The organism is Curtobacterium sp. TXMA1, from assembly GCF_020162095.1.
Lineage (GTDB): Bacteria > Actinomycetota > Actinomycetes > Actinomycetales > Microbacteriaceae > Curtobacterium.
Map to the genome: position 1 here is coordinate 2,871,342 of NZ_CP083910.1, position 17,158 is coordinate 2,888,499.

19 protein-coding genes are annotated in these 17,158 nt (G+C 69.3%); 8 read left to right on the forward strand and 11 right to left on the reverse strand.

The window, feature by feature from the left end:
* Window positions 1-24 precede the first annotated feature (24 nt).
* Window positions 25-450 carry a PRC-barrel domain-containing protein gene (locus tag LCG91_RS13555; RefSeq protein WP_224441714.1) on the forward strand — a complete coding sequence of 142 codons (426 nt, stop codon included), beginning with the start codon at window positions 25-27 and terminating at the stop codon, window positions 448-450.
* Window positions 451-645: 195 nt separating this feature from the next.
* Here LCG91_RS13555 and LCG91_RS13560 read toward each other — a convergent pair whose 3' ends face one another.
* Window positions 646-1,806 carry a hypothetical protein gene (locus tag LCG91_RS13560; protein ID WP_224441715.1) on the reverse strand — a complete coding sequence of 387 codons (1,161 nt, stop codon included), beginning with the start codon at window positions 1,804-1,806 and terminating at the stop codon, window positions 646-648.
* A gap of 79 nt (window positions 1,807-1,885) precedes the next feature.
* On the opposite strand from LCG91_RS13560, the gene LCG91_RS13565 reads away from it, so the two are divergent.
* Complete coding sequence (locus LCG91_RS13565) at window positions 1,886-2,446, forward strand: hypothetical protein (RefSeq protein WP_224441716.1); 561 nt, start codon at window positions 1,886-1,888, stop codon at window positions 2,444-2,446.
* A gap of 62 nt (window positions 2,447-2,508) precedes the next feature.
* On the opposite strand, the gene LCG91_RS13570 is transcribed toward LCG91_RS13565, so the two are convergent.
* A complete protein-coding gene (locus tag LCG91_RS13570) occupies window positions 2,509-2,886 on the reverse strand; it encodes a hypothetical protein (protein WP_224441717.1) in 378 nt (125 codons plus the stop codon).
* A gap of 70 nt (window positions 2,887-2,956) precedes the next feature.
* Here LCG91_RS13570 and LCG91_RS13575 point away from each other — a divergent pair, with 70 nt between their 5' ends.
* Complete coding sequence (locus tag LCG91_RS13575; protein ID WP_224441718.1) at window positions 2,957-3,340, forward strand: hypothetical protein; 384 nt, start codon at window positions 2,957-2,959, stop codon at window positions 3,338-3,340.
* Between the two features lie 62 nt (window positions 3,341-3,402).
* On the opposite strand, the gene LCG91_RS13580 is transcribed toward LCG91_RS13575, so the two are convergent.
* The 6 genes from LCG91_RS13580 to nrdH form a co-directional block, all read right to left on the reverse strand.
* Window positions 3,403-4,227: a hypothetical protein gene (locus LCG91_RS13580; protein WP_224441719.1), complete on the reverse strand. Its 825-nt coding sequence runs from the start codon at window positions 4,225-4,227 to the stop codon at window positions 3,403-3,405.
* Between the two features lie 103 nt (window positions 4,228-4,330).
* Window positions 4,331-4,768, reverse strand: a complete 438-nt coding sequence (locus LCG91_RS16530) for an NUDIX domain-containing protein (protein ID WP_411955843.1) — start codon at window positions 4,766-4,768, stop codon at window positions 4,331-4,333.
* A 193-nt stretch (window positions 4,769-4,961) separates the two neighbouring features.
* Entirely contained in the window at window positions 4,962-5,963 is a 1,002-nt protein-coding gene (nrdF, locus tag LCG91_RS13590) for a class 1b ribonucleoside-diphosphate reductase subunit beta (protein WP_224441720.1), read from the reverse strand.
* Between the two features lie 99 nt (window positions 5,964-6,062).
* Window positions 6,063-8,168 (reverse strand): class 1b ribonucleoside-diphosphate reductase subunit alpha, encoded by a 2,106-nt coding sequence (gene nrdE / locus LCG91_RS13595; RefSeq protein ID WP_224441721.1) that lies wholly within the window; start codon window positions 8,166-8,168, stop codon window positions 6,063-6,065.
* A gap of 17 nt (window positions 8,169-8,185) precedes the next feature.
* On the reverse strand, window positions 8,186-8,602 hold the full coding sequence (gene nrdI, locus LCG91_RS13600) for a class Ib ribonucleoside-diphosphate reductase assembly flavoprotein NrdI (RefSeq protein WP_224441722.1): 417 nt from the start codon (window positions 8,600-8,602) through the stop codon (window positions 8,186-8,188).
* A 111-nt stretch (window positions 8,603-8,713) separates the two neighbouring features.
* Window positions 8,714-8,947, reverse strand: coding sequence for a glutaredoxin-like protein NrdH (gene nrdH / locus LCG91_RS13605; RefSeq protein ID WP_058727719.1), 234 nt, complete (start codon window positions 8,945-8,947; stop codon window positions 8,714-8,716).
* 401 nt (window positions 8,948-9,348) lie between these two features.
* On the opposite strand from nrdH, the gene LCG91_RS13610 reads away from it, so the two are divergent.
* A complete protein-coding gene (locus LCG91_RS13610; protein ID WP_224441723.1) occupies window positions 9,349-10,554 on the forward strand; it encodes an MFS transporter in 1,206 nt (401 codons plus the stop codon).
* A gap of 74 nt (window positions 10,555-10,628) precedes the next feature.
* On the opposite strand, the gene LCG91_RS13615 is transcribed toward LCG91_RS13610, so the two are convergent.
* Complete coding sequence (locus LCG91_RS13615; protein ID WP_224441724.1) at window positions 10,629-11,114, reverse strand: hypothetical protein; 486 nt, start codon at window positions 11,112-11,114, stop codon at window positions 10,629-10,631.
* Window positions 11,115-11,208: 94 nt separating this feature from the next.
* On the opposite strand from LCG91_RS13615, the gene LCG91_RS13620 reads away from it, so the two are divergent.
* The gene (locus LCG91_RS13620; RefSeq protein ID WP_058727716.1) at window positions 11,209-12,027 is read left to right on the forward strand and encodes an aldo/keto reductase; all 819 of its coding nucleotides are present in this window, start codon (window positions 11,209-11,211) and stop codon (window positions 12,025-12,027) included.
* Between the two features lie 16 nt (window positions 12,028-12,043).
* Here the strand turns inward: LCG91_RS13620 and LCG91_RS13625 are convergent, their stop codons facing one another.
* On the reverse strand, window positions 12,044-12,382 hold the full coding sequence (locus LCG91_RS13625; protein WP_224441725.1) for a hypothetical protein: 339 nt from the start codon (window positions 12,380-12,382) through the stop codon (window positions 12,044-12,046).
* Window positions 12,383-12,482: 100 nt separating this feature from the next.
* On the opposite strand from LCG91_RS13625, the gene LCG91_RS13630 reads away from it, so the two are divergent.
* The 3 genes from LCG91_RS13630 (at window position 12,483) to LCG91_RS13640 (ending at window position 16,757) form a co-directional block, all read left to right on the forward strand.
* Complete coding sequence (locus LCG91_RS13630; RefSeq protein WP_058727714.1) at window positions 12,483-13,346, forward strand: LysM peptidoglycan-binding domain-containing protein; 864 nt, start codon at window positions 12,483-12,485, stop codon at window positions 13,344-13,346.
* 65 nt (window positions 13,347-13,411) lie between these two features.
* Window positions 13,412-13,939, forward strand: coding sequence for a ribonuclease H (locus LCG91_RS13635; protein WP_224441726.1), 528 nt, complete (start codon window positions 13,412-13,414; stop codon window positions 13,937-13,939).
* Window positions 13,940-15,086: 1,147 nt separating this feature from the next.
* A complete protein-coding gene (locus tag LCG91_RS13640) occupies window positions 15,087-16,757 on the forward strand; it encodes a hypothetical protein (RefSeq protein WP_224441727.1) in 1,671 nt (556 codons plus the stop codon).
* A gap of 73 nt (window positions 16,758-16,830) precedes the next feature.
* Here LCG91_RS13640 and LCG91_RS13645 read toward each other — a convergent pair whose 3' ends face one another.
* Window positions 16,831-17,082 (reverse strand): DUF6458 family protein, encoded by a 252-nt coding sequence (locus LCG91_RS13645; RefSeq protein ID WP_224441728.1) that lies wholly within the window; start codon window positions 17,080-17,082, stop codon window positions 16,831-16,833.
* Window positions 17,083-17,158: the final 76 nt, after the last annotated feature.

The following is a 17,158-nucleotide window of genomic DNA, read 5'->3' on the forward strand; positions in this document are numbered from 1 at the left end:
AGGCCGAGGGCGTTGACTGCAGGCATGATCACCAAGGCCGAGATCCACGAGATCGAGAACGCACCCGTCAAGGACCGCGACGGCGCATCCGTCGGCAAGGTCGCGCAGGTCTTCCCTTCCGCCGAGGACGGCAGCGCTGCGTTCGTCAGCGTGGCGACCGGACTCTTCGGCGGTCACTCCGCGCTCGTGCCGGTCGAGGACGCCACCTTCGACGGCGCCGACCTGCACGTCGGGTACACCAAGAGCGCGATCAAGGGCGCGCCCTCCGCCGGAGCCGGCAACGCTCTGTCCGCCGCCGAGGCGAACGCCGTCCGCAAGCACTTCGGGCTGTCCTCGGCGGGCAGGGCGATCGGCGACATGGGCGATCCGCACGAGAACCTCGACCAGGCCGGTACCGGTCCGGCGGGTGCGGACGACACCGAGGGCGCGGGAACGACGCCGCCGGCGTGAGCAGCGCCAGGATGTCGTCGTCAGCGACGACCGAGGCATCATCACGGGCGCGTCGGCAATCGCTCGGCGCCGTGACGGCGCAACCGGTCAACAACAGCGTCTGCACCGCGATCGACGTCGCGATGCCCGCCGAGTGTCTCGTCACCACTTCACCTTCTCCTTGATCCACGCGCCGGCCTGGCTTGGTGCCGACGGTCAGGACGGCGACGGATGCGCCAGATCCTCGGTCAGTTCGAGGAAGTCGACGGCGAGTCGTTCGACCGCTCGACGGAACGACGGACCGACCGCGGCGTGCCGATGGTCGAGTTCGTCGAGCTCGTCGTCGACCAGTGCGAGCTGTTGTGCAGCCTCAGGCCCCTCGTGGCCGATCTCTCGATGCACCCAGGACGCGAAGGTACGGAGCGTCCAGTGCCCGAGGAGGAAGCCGTGACACGCGACGCGCAGCGCGAGGAGCGGCACTTCTTCACCCTCAAGGTCCACGGGCCGCACACCGGCCTCGACGAGTGCCGCCCGAGTGAGGTCGAGGGCGTCGGCAGTGGCGGCCCCGGAGTACAGGGAAGCGAGTGCGACGAGCGACTCACCGTCGTGTCCCACAGCCACGAGTTCGGCCGCGAGTGCACTCACCTCGTCGGTCGAGACCATCCCGACAGCGAGGGCTGCACGCGCTTCCCGCAGGCTCGAGACCGTCGGTCGAAACAACCGGCCGGTGCTGGACGCCGCGGGCGCTCCCCGATCGACCGGTGGGTCGTCGCGCAGAGCGGTCCGCGCGGACGCTGACCGAGGCTCGACCAGTGCGCGAGGGACCCGCGCGAAGCAGACGGTTGCACCCGGTGGCGTCTCCCCGTGATCGTGCTCGTACGCGCACTCGCTGCACATCGTCAGCGATTCGTCCGGGTCCGTCGAGTGCTCGGACCACGGGTGCCCGCACTCCGGACACGTCGAGGTCCGCAGCCGCTTGAGGATGGCCCGATGGTCGAGGGCCACCGGTCCGCCCGTGCCCCAGGGCCGCCAGCGCCCCCAGCGACGCACCGCGATCGGTGTCGTCCCCACCTCGAGCAGCGCTTCGCTCTGCACCGACGTCGTCACGACGACCCGGGCGGGGACGACGCCGACGAGCGACACGGTCGTCGGGGTCACCTCGACGCGGTCGAGCACGAGGTCACCGGTCCCGCCCGCGAGGTCCACGGTGACGTCGACCGCGTCGGAGACCGTGAGCGTGACGGGCAGACGAGCCGTCCCGACACTCGTGCCACGTTCGACCACCGACCCGTGCAGGACGACACATCCGTCGGTCACCCGCACACCGGTGGCGTCGAACGTCGCGTCGTCGAGCATCGCGAGATCACGGAACGGCACGGCGCGATCCTCCCATCCCGGGACCGGTCGCGACCGGCCCGTGACGCGCACGCCTCCAGCGGGCGGCTACCGTGTGCGCATGGTGTTCCGGCCGCGCAAGGATGCCCCGCCTCCGCTGCCGACGGGCATCGAAGCGGGTCTCTACCTGCTGCACCTGCCGGATCACCCGGGCGATCTCGCAGGGTACCTGTCCGTCCGCCCCGACCACGTGTACGACGTGGAGGGGCCGTGGTGGAACCAGCGCTGGGTCCGTCCCCGGCTGGTCGGCGAGTGGTACGTCGACTTCTGGGACTTCGACACGCTGCGGGCCTGGCCCGACGGCTCGCTCTCGTACGGCCTCAGCGACGGGATGCCGTTCGAGGCGGACACGTTCGACGAGCTCGCGGCGGGGACGTTCCTGCTGCACGGGGTCGAGTTCGGCGTCGAGACGGTCGACCCGGCGGAATGGCCGAACGAGTTCGGCGCGCACTTCCACTTCCTGGACAGAGCGGCCTGGAGGCGCAGCCGGCGCCGCGGAGATTCGTCCGACGCATACCTCTGGGAGCCGGGGAAACGCGCGGAGGCGACACGACGTGCTCGGTCCAGCGGCGTGGGCCGCGACCAGGGGAACGGCAGGAGCCGTCGCGTCCGCGGGTCGTGAGCCTCCAGACCGGTCTGGAGGCGCGGCAGCGGCCCGCCCCGCAGCCAGCGGTGGCGCGGTCCTCACCGCCGGCCGGTCAGCGCTCCCCAGGCACGAGCGAACGGGTTCTTCCGACGCTGCCAGCCGTGATCGGCGAGGACCCGCTTCATCGGGTCGGCCACCCATGAGGACCGGAACGTGAAGGAGCCACCGCCGTCGGGCCAGTTCCTCGAGCTCATGGATGCCTTGTACAGGCCTCCGTCGAGGAGCGTGACGTGCCAGTTCCAGCTCGCGTTGCCGAGGAGGGTGATGCCCCCGTCGCCGGTGGGTTGCCCGGACAGGTTCGTCGACCAGGTACCGGTGATGCGGTCGCCCTCTGCGGTGACGACGATGGGGTGCTCCCCCTTCCCGGTCAGGTCGAGGAGCGCTGCGGTGACGACGGCTTTCGGCGTGGGCTGCACGGACTCCAGTCTGCCCGCGCCCACCAGCAGAGCTTATGGTTGACACATGCTCACCAGAGGCGGGAAGTTCGTGATCGCCCTGGCGCTCGGCATCGGGGCCTCAGCGCTCGCGGGCTGCTCGATCACGCCGGACTCGGTCTGCGCTGACTACGACCAGCCGAATCCCGTCTCGATCCACGTCCCGGAATCGTCCGGCGAAGTGCACGCCGTCGCACTGTGCGTGGGGGCTGCGTGCACTCCGACGTTCAGTGATTCGACGAGGATGCGATCCGGTGATTCCTGGGTGGCGGAACTCGACGGCACACCCGATGGTCCGGGACGGGTCGCGTTCTTCGACGCAGCCGGGGTCCGGCTGCACGAAGAACCCATCGACCTGCAGTGGACCGACGTCCGCTTCGGAGCCGATCTGCAGTGCCGGTCCGGCGGGCGTGCGGACGTGTGGGTGGAGGGCTGACCCCTGCGACACGGCAGCGCCCGCGAGCAGGGCGCTGGTCGAGCGTGCGGTCGTGGATCCGGCTAGGGCTTCGCCCCGTTCCCGAACGACCCGTGCAGCGTCGTCTCGGCGAACGCGGTCTCGTCGATCACACCGTGCACCCGCGCGAGCGTGGCGCCGTCCGCCGGGGAGACCCCGATCGTCAGCGAGCCGTAGTCGACGCGCATCGTCTGTGGGATGCTCGCCTCGAGTCCGGTGACGCCCGGTGTGGCGGCGAGCGTGGCCAGTCCGGACGCGACACCGAGGGCGGTCTCGTCAGGGATCCGCTGGTCGAAGGTGCCCGAGTAAGTGACGGTGGAGCGGACATGTTCCGGCCCCGCCGGCACCTGCAGCGTGAGGGTGACCCCGGTCCAGGCGATCTGCTTCGCCATCGCGACCGGGACAGCCGCCGCTTCCGACGGGGTTGCGTCCGCGTCCATCATGACCACGAAGGCGCTCGAGAACGAGTGTGACTCGGTCGCGCCGGCCGGCGGTGCAGGACGAGCCGAGGGCGTGGGCATCGGAGGGACCGCGGGGTCGTCCGGAGAGACAGCGCCGATCGGGGGTGGCGCGGCCGGCCCGGCGTCGCGGTTGTTCCATGCGTCGAGGCCAGGGGGTGTGACGTCCGTCCCATCGGCAGCGGTCCAGCGCTGGTGCAGCTCGATCCGGTTCGTCGCGCTCGCGACGCCGGGGCTCGCCTGCACGGTCCGGAGCGCGTCGTCGAGCATGGACGCGACCTGCGGGTCCAGCTGCGGGACCGCCGCCGGATCGGCGGAGGAGGCTGCGCCTCCCGGCCCGACCGCACACCCGGTGACCGAGACGAGCGTGATCAGGAGGGCCGCGGTGACGACGGCGGTTCGCTGGAGCATCTCCCGACCGTACGGGGCGACGACGTTCCGGCGCATCGACCGTTCGGCACAGTCCCGCGAGGCCACGCTCTGACGACCACGCATCGCCTTGATCTTCGATCGGCTACCGGGACGGCGTCGATGGGCGCCTCGAAGTACTCAGCGCGACGCTCACCGCCAGTCGCGCTCCGTCGGGCACGAGATGTACTTCGTCGAGGGCAGTGACGGCGACCCAGCTGGGGTCGTACTCGTTGGAGTCCGATGCCCGGTGGAGCTCAGGTCCCCCGAGCGACACCGCTGTGGACGTCACTCGGACCGCGAAGTACGCGGCTGGCACCTCACTGTCCACGGGGACGTCGAGCAGGTCACCCACGTCGCCATCGAGCCCGGTCTCTTCGAGGAGTTCACGCCGACAAGCATCACGAAGGCTCTCGCCCTCCTCGACGCCGCCTCCGGGGAGCACGCAGTAGTTCCGACCTTCTGTACGCCGCCTGATCACGAGCACCCGGTCGTCGTGAACGACGACTGCTGCTGATCGAACGCGCATCGACGTCCTCCTCATCGTGACGCTCGGCAAGCGATGACCGTACGGGTTCCGCTCAGCGGGTGGTGGAGCGGCTCGACGAAGCCTGAGTCGGCTCGGTCGCGGTCTCGTCCCGACGCACTCGCCGCCTGTGCGCGTAGCTGAGGTCGCGATCAACGAGAACGCCCCGCGGGCCGGAGCCAGCAGGGCGTTCCCGTGAGTCGGACCAGGATCAGAAGTCCCAGTCCTCGTCCTCCGTCACGACGGCCTTGCCGATGACGTACGACGATCCCGACCCCGAGAAGAAGTCGTGGTTCTCGTCCGCGTTCGGCGACAGCGCCGACAGGATCGCCGGGTTCACGTCCGTCGTCTCCTTGGGGAACATCGGCTCGTAGCCCAGGTTCATCAGCGCCTTGTTGGCGTTGTAGTGCAGGAACTTCTTGACGTCCTCGGTCAGCCCGACACCGTCGTAGAGGTCCTGCGTGTACTGCACCTCGTTCTCGTAGAGCTCGAAGAGCAGGTTGAACGTGTAGTCCTTGATCTCCTGCTTGCGCTCCTCCGAGGCTCCCTCGAGGCCCTTCTGGAACTTGTAGCCGATGTAGTACCCGTGGACGGCCTCGTCGCGGATGATCAGACGGATCAGGTCGGCGGTGTTGGTGAGCTTGGCGCGCGAGGACCAGTACATCGGCAGGTAGAAGCCGGAGTAGAACAGGAACGACTCGAGCAGCGTCGAGGCGACCTTGCGCTTCAGGGGGTCGTCGCCCGTGTAGTAGTCGAGGACGATCTGGGCCTTCTTCTGCAGGTTCGGGTTCTCCGTGGACCAGCGGAAGGCGTCGTCGATCTCAGGCGTCGAGGCGAGCGTCGAGAAGATCGACGAGTAGCTCTTCGCGTGCACCGACTCCATGAACGCGATGTTCGTGTAGACGGCCTCTTCGTGCGGGGTGATCGCGTCGGGGATCAGGCTGATCGCGCCGACGGTGCCCTGGATGGTGTCGAGCAGTGTCAGGCCGGTGAACACCCGCATGGTGAGCTGCTGCTCATCCGGCGTGAGCGTGTTCCACGACTGCACGTCGTTCGACAGCGGCACCTTCTCGGGCAGCCAGAAGTTGTTGACCAGACGGTTCCAGACCTCGACGTCCTTGTCGTCCTGGATGCGGTTCCAGTTGATGGCACTGACCGCGCTGATCAGCGGGATGGACTTGCCCGTGGCGTGGACCGGGTCGGTGAGGGTCATGGATTGTCTTCCGGATTCGAGATGGTGATCTGGTGACGGACTGGAGGCGCGGTGCGGTCTGGCACCGTGCCTCCAGTCCGGAGGTGATCGCGTGAGCGATCAGAGCATGCAGCTGACGCAGCCCTCGACCTCGGTGCCCTCGAGGGCGAGCTGGCGCAGACGGATGTAGTAGATCGTCTTGATGCCCTTGCGCCATGCGTAGATCTGGGCCTTGTTGATGTCGCGCGTGGTGGCGGTGTCCTTGAAGAACAGCGTGAGCGACAGACCCTGGTCGACGTGCTGGGTGGCAGCGGCGTAGGTGTCGATGATCTTCTCGGCACCGATCTCGTACGCGTCCTGGTAGTAGTCCAGGTTGTCGTTCGTCATGAACGGCGCCGGGTAGTAGACGCGACCGAGCTTGCCTTCCTTGCGGATCTCGATCTTCGACGCGATCGGGTGGATCGACGACGTCGAATGGTTGATGTACGAGATCGAGCCGGTCGGCGGGACGGCCTGCAGGTTCTGGTTGTAGATGCCGTGCTCCTGGACGGACGCCTTCAGCGCCTTCCAGTCGTCCTGCGTCGGGATCGTCACGTTCGCGTTCGCGAAGAGCTCGCGGACACGCTCGGTCGCCGGCGTCCACTCCTGGTCGGTGTACTTGTCGAAGAACTCACCCGACGCGTACTTCGAGTCGCGGAAACCGTCGAAGGTCTCCCCCGTCTCGATCGCGATGTTGTTCGAGGCCCGCAGGGCGTGGAACAGCACCGTGTAGAAGTAGATGTTCGTGAAGTCGATGCCCTCTTCGGAGCCGTAGAAGACACGCTCACGAGCGAGGTACCCGTGCAGGTTCATCTGGCCGAGACCGATGGCGTGCGACTTGTCGTTGCCGTCCTCGACCGAGCGGACCGACGAGATGTGCGACATCTGCGAGACCGAGGTCAGGCCGCGGATCGCCGTCTCGATGGTCTTGCCGAAGTCCGGCGAGTCCATCGTCAGCGCGATGTTCAGCGAGCCGAGGTTGCAGGAGATGTCCTTGCCGATCTCCTTGTAGGACAGGTCCTCGTTGAAGGTCGTCGGGGTGTTGACCTGCAGGATCTCCGAGCACAGGTTGGACATGTTGATCCGACCCTTGATCGGGTTGGCCTTGTTCACCGTGTCCTCGAACACGATGTACGGGTAGCCCGACTCGAACTGGATCTCGGCGATCGTCGTGAAGAAGTCACGCGCCTTGATCTTCGTCTTCTTGATGCGCGAGTCGTCGACCATCGCGCGGTAGTTCTCGGAGATCGGGACGTCGCCGAAGGGCATCCCGTAGACCTTCTCGACGTCGTACGGCGAGAACAGGTACATGTCCTCGTTGTTCTTCGCGAGCTCGAACGTGATGTCCGGCACGACGACACCGAGCGACAGCGTCTTGATGCGGATCTTCTCGTCGGCGTTCTCGCGCTTGGTGTCGAGGAACTTCATGATGTCGGGGTGGTGCGCCGACAGGTAGACGGCACCGGCACCCTGACGCGCACCGAGCTGGTTCGCGTACGAGAAGGAGTCTTCCAGCAGCTTCATCACGGGGATGATGCCCGACGACTGGTTCTCGATCTGCTTGATCGGGGCGCCGGCCTCGCGGATGTTGGAGAGGAGCAGGGCCACGCCGCCGCCGCGCTTCGAGAGCTGCAGCGAGGAGTTGATGCCGCGCGAGATCGACTCCATGTTGTCCTCGATGCGGAGGAGGAAGCAGGAGACGAGCTCGCCGCGCTGGGCCTTCGCGGTGTTGAGGAACGTCGGGGTCGCGGGCTGGAAGCGGCCGGCGATGATCTCCTCGACGAGGTCGATCGCGAGCTGCTCGTTGCCCTGCGCCAGGCCGAGAGCGGTCATCACGACGCGGTCCTCGAAGCGCTCGAGGTAGCGCTTGCCGTCGAACGTCTTGAGCGTGTAGCTCGTGTAGTACTTGAACGCACCGAGGAACGTCTGGAACCGGAACTTCTTCGAGTACGCCAGGTCGTTGAGCCGCTGGATGAACTCGAGCGAGTACTGCTCGATCGTCGCAGCCTCGTAGTACTCGTTCTCGACCAGGTAGTCGAGCCGCTCCTTCAGGTTGTGGAAGAAGACGGTGTTCTGGTTGACGTGCTGCAGGAAGAACTGCTTCGCGGCCTCACGATCCTTGTCGAACTGGATGTTCCCGTCCGCGTCGTAGAGGTTGAGCATCGCGTTGAGGGAGTGGTAGTCCATCCCCGTCTGCGGCGACGTCAGATCGACGTCTGCAACTGCTGCGTCCAAAATGCATCCAATCCTGAGTTGACCGCCTGCACGTCGTCAGGCGTTCCGAAGAGTTCGAAGCGGTACAAGAGCGGGACGCCGCACTTCTGCGCGATGACGTCCCCGGCGAGCCCGTAGGCCTCGCCGAAGTTCGTGTTGCCCCCGACGATCACGCCGCGGATGAGCGAGCGGTTGCGTTCGTCGTTGAGGAACTTGATGACCTGCTTGGGCGCCGCGCCCTGACCATTGCCGCCGCCGTAGGTGGGCAGCACGAGCACGTACGGCTCGTCCACGTGGAGGAACGGGTCGTTCGGGAAGAGCGGGATGCGGTCCGCGTCACGACCGAGCTTCTCGATGAAGCGGGCCGTGTAGCCGGACACGCTCGAGAAGTAGACGAGGCGACTCATGTGCGCGCTCCTTGTGAGAGGTGCGGACAGCAGATCGGGGTGGCCCGTCGGAGGCGAGCAGGGCCTCCGGGCCGGCGGAGGCGCGGGTCCCGGTGACGGGACCCGCGCAGCTCACGCGAGTTCGGCGCTGAGCGTCGCGATCTTGTCGGGACGGAAGCCCGACCAGTGGTCGTCGTCGGTCACGACGACGGGGGCCTGCATGTAGCCGAGCGACTTGACGTGCTCGAGCGCTGCTTCGTCGGCGGAGACGTCGAGCACCTCGTACTGGATGCCCTTGTTGTCGAGCGCGCGGTACGTCGCGGTGCACTGGACGCAGGACGGCTTGGTGTAGACGGTGACGGCCATGATCTCCCCTGGTTCTTGCTGGTTGTTCGTGCTGTGGAGTGGTGCTGGTGTCGGGTGCCGCTGGCACCTGCGCAGTCGTGTCCGGGAAGGGGCCGCTGCGATGCCTCCACACTACATCTAGTGGCTGACTGCCGCACCGACCACTAGAGGAAGTGTTACAGCCGTGTAGTTCTCCACAGGGCCTTCCACAGTGTGAACAGTTCGGGAAGGCCCGTGATTCCGCCAGTCTCCGGCTGACCACCGACACTTCCCCACACCCGTGGACAGCCTCGATCCACATGTGTGGAATCGGCGCGTCGGCGTGTCGCGGAACCGTCCACCGAGCCCCGCGAGCGGCCGCTCCGTCCACAGCACCCCCGGACGGGTGACGGCCCGATCCGTCCGGTCGGTACGCTCGATCCGTGAGCGCCTACGGACCCCTGCTGAAGACCCCCGGAGTCGGTCGCGTCATCGCAGCGCAGCTCACCGCACGCTTCCCGTTCGGCATGCTCTCGCTCGCCTACCTGCTGCACGTCGAGCACGTCTTCCACTCGTACGGCGCCGCCGGACTCGTCCTCGCGACGACGAGCATCGGCCAGGCGATCGCCGGACCGCTCACCAGCCGGTGGATGGGCAGCTGGGGCATGCGCCCGGTGCTCGTCCTGACGAGCGCGGTCGCCCTGGCGAGCATGGTCGTCATCGCGTTCGCCACGATGCCGCTCTGGGGCTACGTCGTCGTCGGGTTCCTCGGCGGCCTGGCGGTCCCGCCCGTGCAGCCGGCGGTGCGCACCATCTACCCGAAGATGGTGACCTCGTCACAGCTCACCCCGCTGTTCTCGCTCGACGCCAGCGCGCAGGAGCTCATCTGGGTCGCCGGTCCGGTCATCACCACGTTCGTCGCGACGCAGGTCGGCACCGTCCAGGCGATCGTCGTCGCGATGGTGTTCCTGGTGGTGGGCGGCGTGTGGTTCATCGCCTCCCCCGAGCTCGGCCGGGTGCGCATCCCCCGCTCGAAGCGCGCGTTCGGCGTCGTGCTGAAGCGGCCGTCGGTGATCGTCGCGACCCTGACCGGCCTGCTGCTCATCGGCGCGTGCTCCGCGGTCGAGGCCAGCGTGACCAGCGTCTTCGGCGAGGGCAGCCCGAACGCCGGCATCGTCCTCGCGGTGTTCGCGGTCGGATCGCTCGCGGGCGGTCTCGTACTCGGGCACCGACCGATCTCGAAGAACACCCTCTGGGCGCGAATGTCGATCGTGTTCGTCGGCCTGGCGCTGGCGGTCGGTGGCACCGACTTCTGGTGGCTCTGCCTGGCGCTCGTGATCGCCGGCGCGGGCATCGCCCCCGCCCTCGCGGTGATGTTCGGGTCGGTGTCCGCGACGGTGAAGTTCTCCGACACGGCCGAGGCGTACGGCTGGATGGGCACCGGACAGCTCATCGGCGCCGCGGGCGGTTCCGCCGTCGCCGGCTTCCTCATCGACGCGAACGGCCCGACCGGCGGCATGACCGTCGGAGCGGTGATGGCAGCGGCGGGGGTCGTCCTGCCGCTCGTGACGAAGCGCTGGCTGCCCGACCTGCGCGGCCGCGACGCGAGCCCGCTGCCCGACACCGAGCCGGTGACACTGCCCAGCTGACGTCGGGTCGAACGGCGACGGCGACGCCCCGCAGACCCCTCGATCCACGGGACGTCGCCGTCATCGTCCCTGCGTCAGACGCGCACCGCGTGCCAGTACACCTGGCCGATCGCGGGGTTCGGCAGGACGGTCGACCCGACCTTCTGTCCGAACTGCAGCACGTAGCCCTGGTCGTCGAGGTCACCGCGACTCGGGATGCGGATCTCGAACTCGCCGTTCGACGCGACCGACGCGATGGTCTTGTACCCGTCGCCTGCGGCCGCGCGCACTCCGCTCACCCGCGTCTGACCCGTGACCTTGCCGGCGACGACGATCTCGTCGCCCTCGACCACGCTCTTGGTGATGGACACGCCGCGCCACGACGTCGTCGGGCCGACGGGGGCGACCGACTCGGAGGCGCTGGTGCTCGGCGCGACCGTCGGAGTGGCCGCGTTCGCGGGCACGGCGGCGAACAGCGTGCCGCCGAGTGCCAGCGCGAGCCCGGCGGCGGTCGCGATCCCGGTGGTCTTCTTTATGGAGTCTCCTTCGTTCCGGCCCGGCGGGTGCCGGGCGGCGACCATGGTGCGACAGCCCCTCTGTGGACATCTGATGTGACATGCGAAGCAACGGCCTGGAGGCGCGGCACGACGCCGCTCCGCTCGGCAGGATGGGTGCATGGTCACCTCCTTCCCCCTCCGCGACGGCCGGTCGATCCCCGCCGTGGGCTTCGGTCTCTACAAGGTCGACGATCCCGCGGCGGAAGCCGCGGTCGGCCTCGCGCTCGACGCGGGGTACCGCCACGTCGACACGGCCGAGATGTACGGCAACGAACGCGGCGTCGGGAAGGCGCTCCGCGCCTCCCGGTTGGACCGCGACGACGTCTTCGTGACCACCAAGGTGTGGAACGACCACCAGGGACGCGACGCGACCCTGCGGGCGTTCGACGCGAGCCTCGAACGGCTCGGGCTCGAGGCGGTGGACCTGTACCTCATCCACTGGCCAGCGGCGGCGAACGACCGGTACGTCGAGACGTGGCGGACGCTCGTCGAGTTGCGCGAGCAGGGGCGGGTGCGGAGCGTCGGTGTCTCGAACTTCCAGGTGCCGCACCTGCAGCGGATCGTCGACGAGACCGGAGAGGTGCCCGCGGTCAACCAGGTCGAGCGACACCCGTGGCTCCCGCAGCGCGAACTGATGGCGTTCCACGAGCAGCACGACATCCGGACCGAGGCGTGGTCGCCGCTCGGGCGCGGGCGGCTCGTCGACGACCCGGTGCTCACCCGCATCGCGGAGTCGCACGGGGTGGGCGTCGCGCAGGTGCTCGTCCGGTGGAACGTGCAGCAGGGGGTGGTGGTGCTGCCGAAGTCGGTCACCCCGTCGCGCATCCGGTCGAACACCGACGTCGACGGCTTCACGCTGACCGACGAGGACCTGACCGCGATCGCCGGGCTCGAGAACGGACAGCGGACCGGGTCGCACCCGGACACGGTGTCCTGAGGTCGCTCGGGCGCTCCTAGCCCCGGCGGTCCTCCTCCGACTGCCACGGCAGGTTCAGGTCGCCCGGCTCGGGCTCGACGTCGCCGGCGTCGTCCGCGCCGCCGGTTCCCGGGACCGCCACCACACGAGACGGGTCGATGCCGTCCGCCGCCAGGTCCGCGTCGTCGCGCTGCTGGGTCTGCGATGCGACCGTCTCCCGCTCGCTCGACGGGCTGTACGAGGTGTCGGCCGCACGCTGCTCCGAGTCGCTCACGCCGTCGCGGTCGTCGCTGTGCGCTGCGTCACGGAGCGCGTCACTGCGGGCTCGGTCGTCAGACTCGTCCGGACCGGGCACGTTCGGGATACTGTCGCTCATGCCCCGCACAGTAGGCCGCATCCCCTGGTACCGGTTCGGTCACGACGGCCGTGATCCGGTTCCCGCTCGGGTACGGTCGTCCCGACGGAGGGGGCCGAGGATGGGTCGGACGAGGGCACACGCTGCGGCGGTCGTCGCACTGGTGGGGACGAGCGCACTGCTGCTGACGGGGTGCTCGCTGTTCGGCGACGACGCCCCGCTGCCGAAGCCGACCGGGCACGCCGCGCCGAGCGCCTCAGCGACCCCGGGGCCCGTCGACGGATCGGGCACGACGGGCGACACCGCGCAGGCCGTCGCGGCGCCGCAGGCGGTCCCCGCCGGAACGGTCGTCGCGGAGACGGACGCGGTGTCGAGGTCGGGCGACACGTCGATCCACGTCCGGATCGTCGCGAACGACCACGGCACCTTCGACGCGCAGCTGTCTGGCTACCGCACCACGCAGCCGCAGCCGATGTCGGTGGAGTTCCGGCGCACGGCGCAGTTCGGGGACGGCTACGACGACCGAGCGGTGGGCACGACGAGGTGGGGCGCGCAGGCGCAACCCCCGGGCACCGTCAGCCTGTTCGACGCGGGAGCGGATCCGGACTGGCTGCGCACCGTGGTCCTCGTGCCGGACCAGTCCGACGGCGACGACAGTGACCGTCCCTGGGTCCACAAGGTGCTGGCGATCGGGACGCTCTCCTGGTCGATCCCCGATCCCGAACCCGACCTGCACGTCACCCTCGGCGCGGCCCGGCCGGGTGCGTACGGGTACGCGTTCGACGCCGACGACCAGACCCTCCGTGGCACGACCGGCACCCCGGTCGCCTACCGGGTCAACGAGGGTGACGACCAGACGACGATCGCGGAGCGCTTCGGCATCACGGTCGAACAGCTGCGGTGGCTGAACCCGCAGATGCCGACGAACCGCAGGGACTGGGTCCTCGCCGGGTCCTGGCTGAACCTCGACCCTGCCACGCGCTGAGCTCGGGGCGGTCTGCCGGTCGGTTACGCTCGACCAGCACCCCGCACCACCCAGGAGGCCACATCGTGACCATCGTCGCCGCCGCAGACGGCTCCGCACTCGGCAACCCCGGCCCCGCAGGCTGGGCCTGGTACGTCGACGACGACCGGTGGGCTGCCGGCGGGTGGCCCCGGGCGACGAACAACATCGGCGAGCTGACCGCCGTGCTGCAGCTGCTCCGCGCGACGAAGGACACCGGCGAACCGCTCCACATCCTGTGCGACAGCCAGTACGCCATCAAGGCCTGCACCGAGTGGTTGGCCGGTTGGAAGCGCAAGGGCTGGCGCAAGGCCGACGGCAAGCCCGTCCTGAACGTCGAGATCATCAAGGAGCTCGACGCCGAGCTCCAGGGACGCAAGGTCACCTTCGAGTGGGTCCGCGGGCACGTCGGCCACGAGATGAACGAGGCCGCGGACGTCCGTGCACGGGGTGCTGCTACGGCGTACCAGAACCACACCGAGGTGCCGACCGGCCCGGGTTGGCCCGGCGTCGACGTCGCCGCGCCCGCGCCGTCCGCACCGACGGAGAGCGCGCCGCCCGCGACGCTCTTCTGACCGGCGGAGCGGTCGACGGACGGCGACGTCGTCGAATGCGTTACAGAGCACCCGGAATGAATTCAGTATACGAAATGTGACAGTGTCATCCTGCTCCCTGCGGTCCACGCTGGACCGCAGAGAAGGAGACATCTGTGACAGACAAGTCCACGGTCGTGCGCCGCCTGGCATTCCGATCGACGCTGGGCACGGTCCTCATCGGGGCCGGGATCCTCGCGTCGTGCACCCCCGCCGTCGCAGCGCCACGAGCGATGGGCGATCCGGTGATCGCCCAGGTCGAGGGGCAGCGGCCGTTCACGAGTGTCGACGGCATCGACCACTTCCTCGCCGACGACTGGAACGTCGGCATCTGGGTGCGGAACTCCGGCCCGAGCGCAGTGCACGGTGACCTCACGGTGCGCGACGACGAGTCGGGCGAGGTCCTCTGCAAGCTCCCCCAGCGTGCACTCGAGGCCCTCGCGGACTGTCCGGCGTTCCTCGGACCGGGCGAACACCGCGTGGTCGGCGAGGTGAGCGCGAACGGCGTGACCAAGAAGTCGGAACCGGTCGTGATCGAGTCGTACGCGCCGGAGATCCCCGCGGACGGTGTGGCACCGCACGGCGTGACCGTCGCGGGCACGGCGCCGGGGAACCACGAGGGCACCACCGCCGTCACCCTGCGGGGCACCCCCGGCGACCGCGTCATCTTGCGCGACCAGATCTGGGACGACGTGCTCGACACGACGTTCGGCGAGTCGGGCACGGCCACGGCCGAGGTGTTCGTCGCCGCCGGCAGGACCGACGAGCTCTCGGTCGAGACGCAGCGCGACGGACGTCGGTGGACCGGTACCGTGCAGGTGAGCGGGAACCCGCAGCCCCCGACGGACGGCGGGGAGGACGGCGGCGAACAGTCCGGCGGACCGGTCGTCGCCCTGCCCGGGGACGGCGTGCAGGACCCGGGGTTCACGCTCCCGGTCGTCGCGCAGCCCGGGCCCGGCGACGCCGACGCCGGGTTCACCACACCCGGGGGCAGACGGTCGACCCGGTCACCCTCGTCGCCGTCGAACCGACGAGCACCGCCGACGTCGCGCGCGTCACCATCCAGGGTCACGCCGGCGACGTCGTCGACCTCGGCACCACCGAGGGCCGGCACTTCTGGTGGCACGGTGTGCTCGACCAGGACGGGCGTGCGTCGTTCGACGTGTGGGGGTTCCCGAACGGCGAGCAGCGCACGTTCACCGGCACGGTGTCCCGAGACGGCGTCCAGCACCCGGTCTCCCTCGACGTGACCAGCAACGCCCGCGAGCCGATCACGGCGGAGCCACTCGAGTTCGTGGGCGCCCAGCAGACCACCGAGGGGACGCTCGTGACGTTCCGAGGGACGCCCGGCGCGCGCTACGACCTCTCGACGCAGGGGCAGCACACCTCCGGCACCATCGCTCCGGACGGCCTGGTGCGATGGGCGGTGTCGATCCCCCAGGGTCAGGTCGCCCGAGTCTCGTGGACCACGTTCGGTGAGGCCGGTGCGCACCACGGCGTGCAGGAGGTCGCGGGTCCCGGTGTCGACGATGCGGCGCCGGCGCAGATCCGGGTCGTCGGTGTCGAGGCCACCGCGACGGCCGACGTCGCGCGCGTCACCATCGCCGGGAACGCCGGCGATGCGGTCGAACTGCACGACGGCGCCTTCTGGTGGAGTGGTCGGCTCGACGACGCCGGACGCGCGTCGTTCGACGTGTGGGACTTCCCGAACGGCGAGGAGCGGACGCTCCGTGGTGAGGTCCGTCGCGGTTCGCAGCGTATCGACACCGCGATCACCGTCACCAGCGAGGCGCGGAAGCCCGTGCACGCCGAGGCACTCGAACACCTCGACACGACCTTCACGGAGCGCGGCGCGGACGTCACGTTCGGCGGGACACCCGGCGCCTCCTTCCGGTTCGCGGGTCCGGGCGAGGGTCCGTGGTCCGGAGTCGTCCCGGAGGACGGCCTGGTGCGGTTCTCGATGGTGCTCGACGATCGCGGTGCGGGAGTCCTCTCGTGGCAGACCATCGGCGACGACCACGTGGCGCACACCGGCACGCTCGAGGTGCAGCGACCGGTCACGGCGGAGCCGGGGCGCGGGACGGTGGACCCCGGTTTCACCGTGCCAGGTGACCAGACTGGCGAGCCCGGCGACGGCGACGGCGGTCAGCCCGGCGACGGCGGTCAGACCGGCGACCCCGGCGACCCCGGCGACCAGACCGGCGATCCCGGGAACGGCGACGACGACGGCACGCCCGTCGCGGACGTCGCGGCCGAGGTCCTCCGGCCGAACGGCGTGACCGGCACAGGCATCCTCCGCGTGCAGGACCGCTCGATCGCCGAGTACAGCTCGTACTACGCGGACGTGCTGATCGACGGCAAGCAGACCGAGTCGGTGCTCGTGTCGGGCAAGCTCCGCGAGCAGAGCGTCCGGACCGGCGGACCGGGCGCGCACACGCTCGAGCTGCGGAAGGACGGCCGCAGCCTCACGACGGTGCAGTACACCGTGCCGGAGACGGTGTCGCCGGTCGAGCCGTGGCAGCCCACCGAGCAGTTCGCGGCCGCACTCGTCGGGGTGAACCGCGTCACCAAGGCGGTCTCCTACACCGTGCAGGACGCCGGACTCACCGCCCCGGGCGCGCGCTACACCGTGCAGGCGTGGGTCGACGGACGGCCCGTCGGGGTGGCGACCGTCGACGCGACGGCGCACACCGAGACGTTCCCGGGCGGCAAGGCCGGGACGCACCGGGTCGAGCTGAGGACCACGGACGGCCGAGTGCTCGGCGGGTTCGAGTACACGGTGCCGGGCGCGGCTGCCTGACCGGCCCCACGTGCTGAACGGAGCGGGGACCGACCGGTCCCCGCTCCGTTCTCGTCCTCCTGCGGCGGTCCGCTCAGTAGGTGCCGTCGCGGCGGTCCTGCCGCGTGATCTGCTCCCCCGACGCGGGGTCGATGCCCGACCGGGTGGTGGTCGTGGTCCGGCGCCCGCCGAACCCGACCGCCAGGCTGATGATGAGCAGCACGACGCCGGCGGCCATCAGAATGTAGCCGATCAGGCGCAGGTCGATGCCCGCGATCTGGTAGTCGACCGCGAAGGCGATGATCGCTCCGATGACGATCAGGGCGATGCTCGATCCGATCCGCATGACGGGTCCTTCCGTGGGCGCCCCGGCCCGGGTGTCCGGGGCTGGCGTCGAAGGTACCCGGACCCCGGCCGACACG

Excerpts from the sequence above, each read along its gene's own strand:
- LCG91_RS13565 (WP_224441716.1), top strand. The coding sequence starts at position 1,886 with ATGGTGTTCCGGCCGCGCAAGGATGCCCCGCCTCCGCTGCCGACGGGC.
- nrdH (WP_058727719.1), bottom strand. The coding sequence starts at position 8,947 with ATGGCCGTCACCGTCTACACCAAGCCGTCCTGCGTCCAGTGCACCGCG.
- LCG91_RS13555 (WP_224441714.1), top strand. The coding sequence starts at position 25 with ATGATCACCAAGGCCGAGATCCACGAGATCGAGAACGCACCCGTCAAG.
- LCG91_RS16530 (WP_411955843.1), bottom strand. The coding sequence starts at position 4,768 with ATGAGGAGGACGTCGATGCGCGTTCGATCAGCAGCAGTCGTCGTTCAC.
- LCG91_RS13620 (WP_058727716.1), top strand. The coding sequence starts at position 11,209 with ATGGTCACCTCCTTCCCCCTCCGCGACGGCCGGTCGATCCCCGCCGTG.
- nrdF (WP_224441720.1), bottom strand. The coding sequence starts at position 5,963 with ATGACCCTCACCGACCCGGTCCACGCCACGGGCAAGTCCATCCCGCTG.
- LCG91_RS13625 (WP_224441725.1), bottom strand. The coding sequence starts at position 12,382 with ATGAGCGACAGTATCCCGAACGTGCCCGGTCCGGACGAGTCTGACGAC.
- LCG91_RS13645 (WP_224441728.1), bottom strand. The coding sequence starts at position 17,082 with ATGCGGATCGGATCGAGCATCGCCCTGATCGTCATCGGAGCGATCATC.
- LCG91_RS13630 (WP_058727714.1), top strand. The coding sequence starts at position 12,483 with ATGGGTCGGACGAGGGCACACGCTGCGGCGGTCGTCGCACTGGTGGGG.
- LCG91_RS13615 (WP_224441724.1), bottom strand. The coding sequence starts at position 11,114 with ATGGTCGCCGCCCGGCACCCGCCGGGCCGGAACGAAGGAGACTCCATA.
- nrdE (WP_224441721.1), bottom strand. The coding sequence starts at position 8,168 with ATGGACTACCACTCCCTCAACGCGATGCTCAACCTCTACGACGCGGAC.
- LCG91_RS13580 (WP_224441719.1), bottom strand. The coding sequence starts at position 4,227 with ATGCTCCAGCGAACCGCCGTCGTCACCGCGGCCCTCCTGATCACGCTC.
- nrdI (WP_224441722.1), bottom strand. The coding sequence starts at position 8,602 with ATGAGTCGCCTCGTCTACTTCTCGAGCGTGTCCGGCTACACGGCCCGC.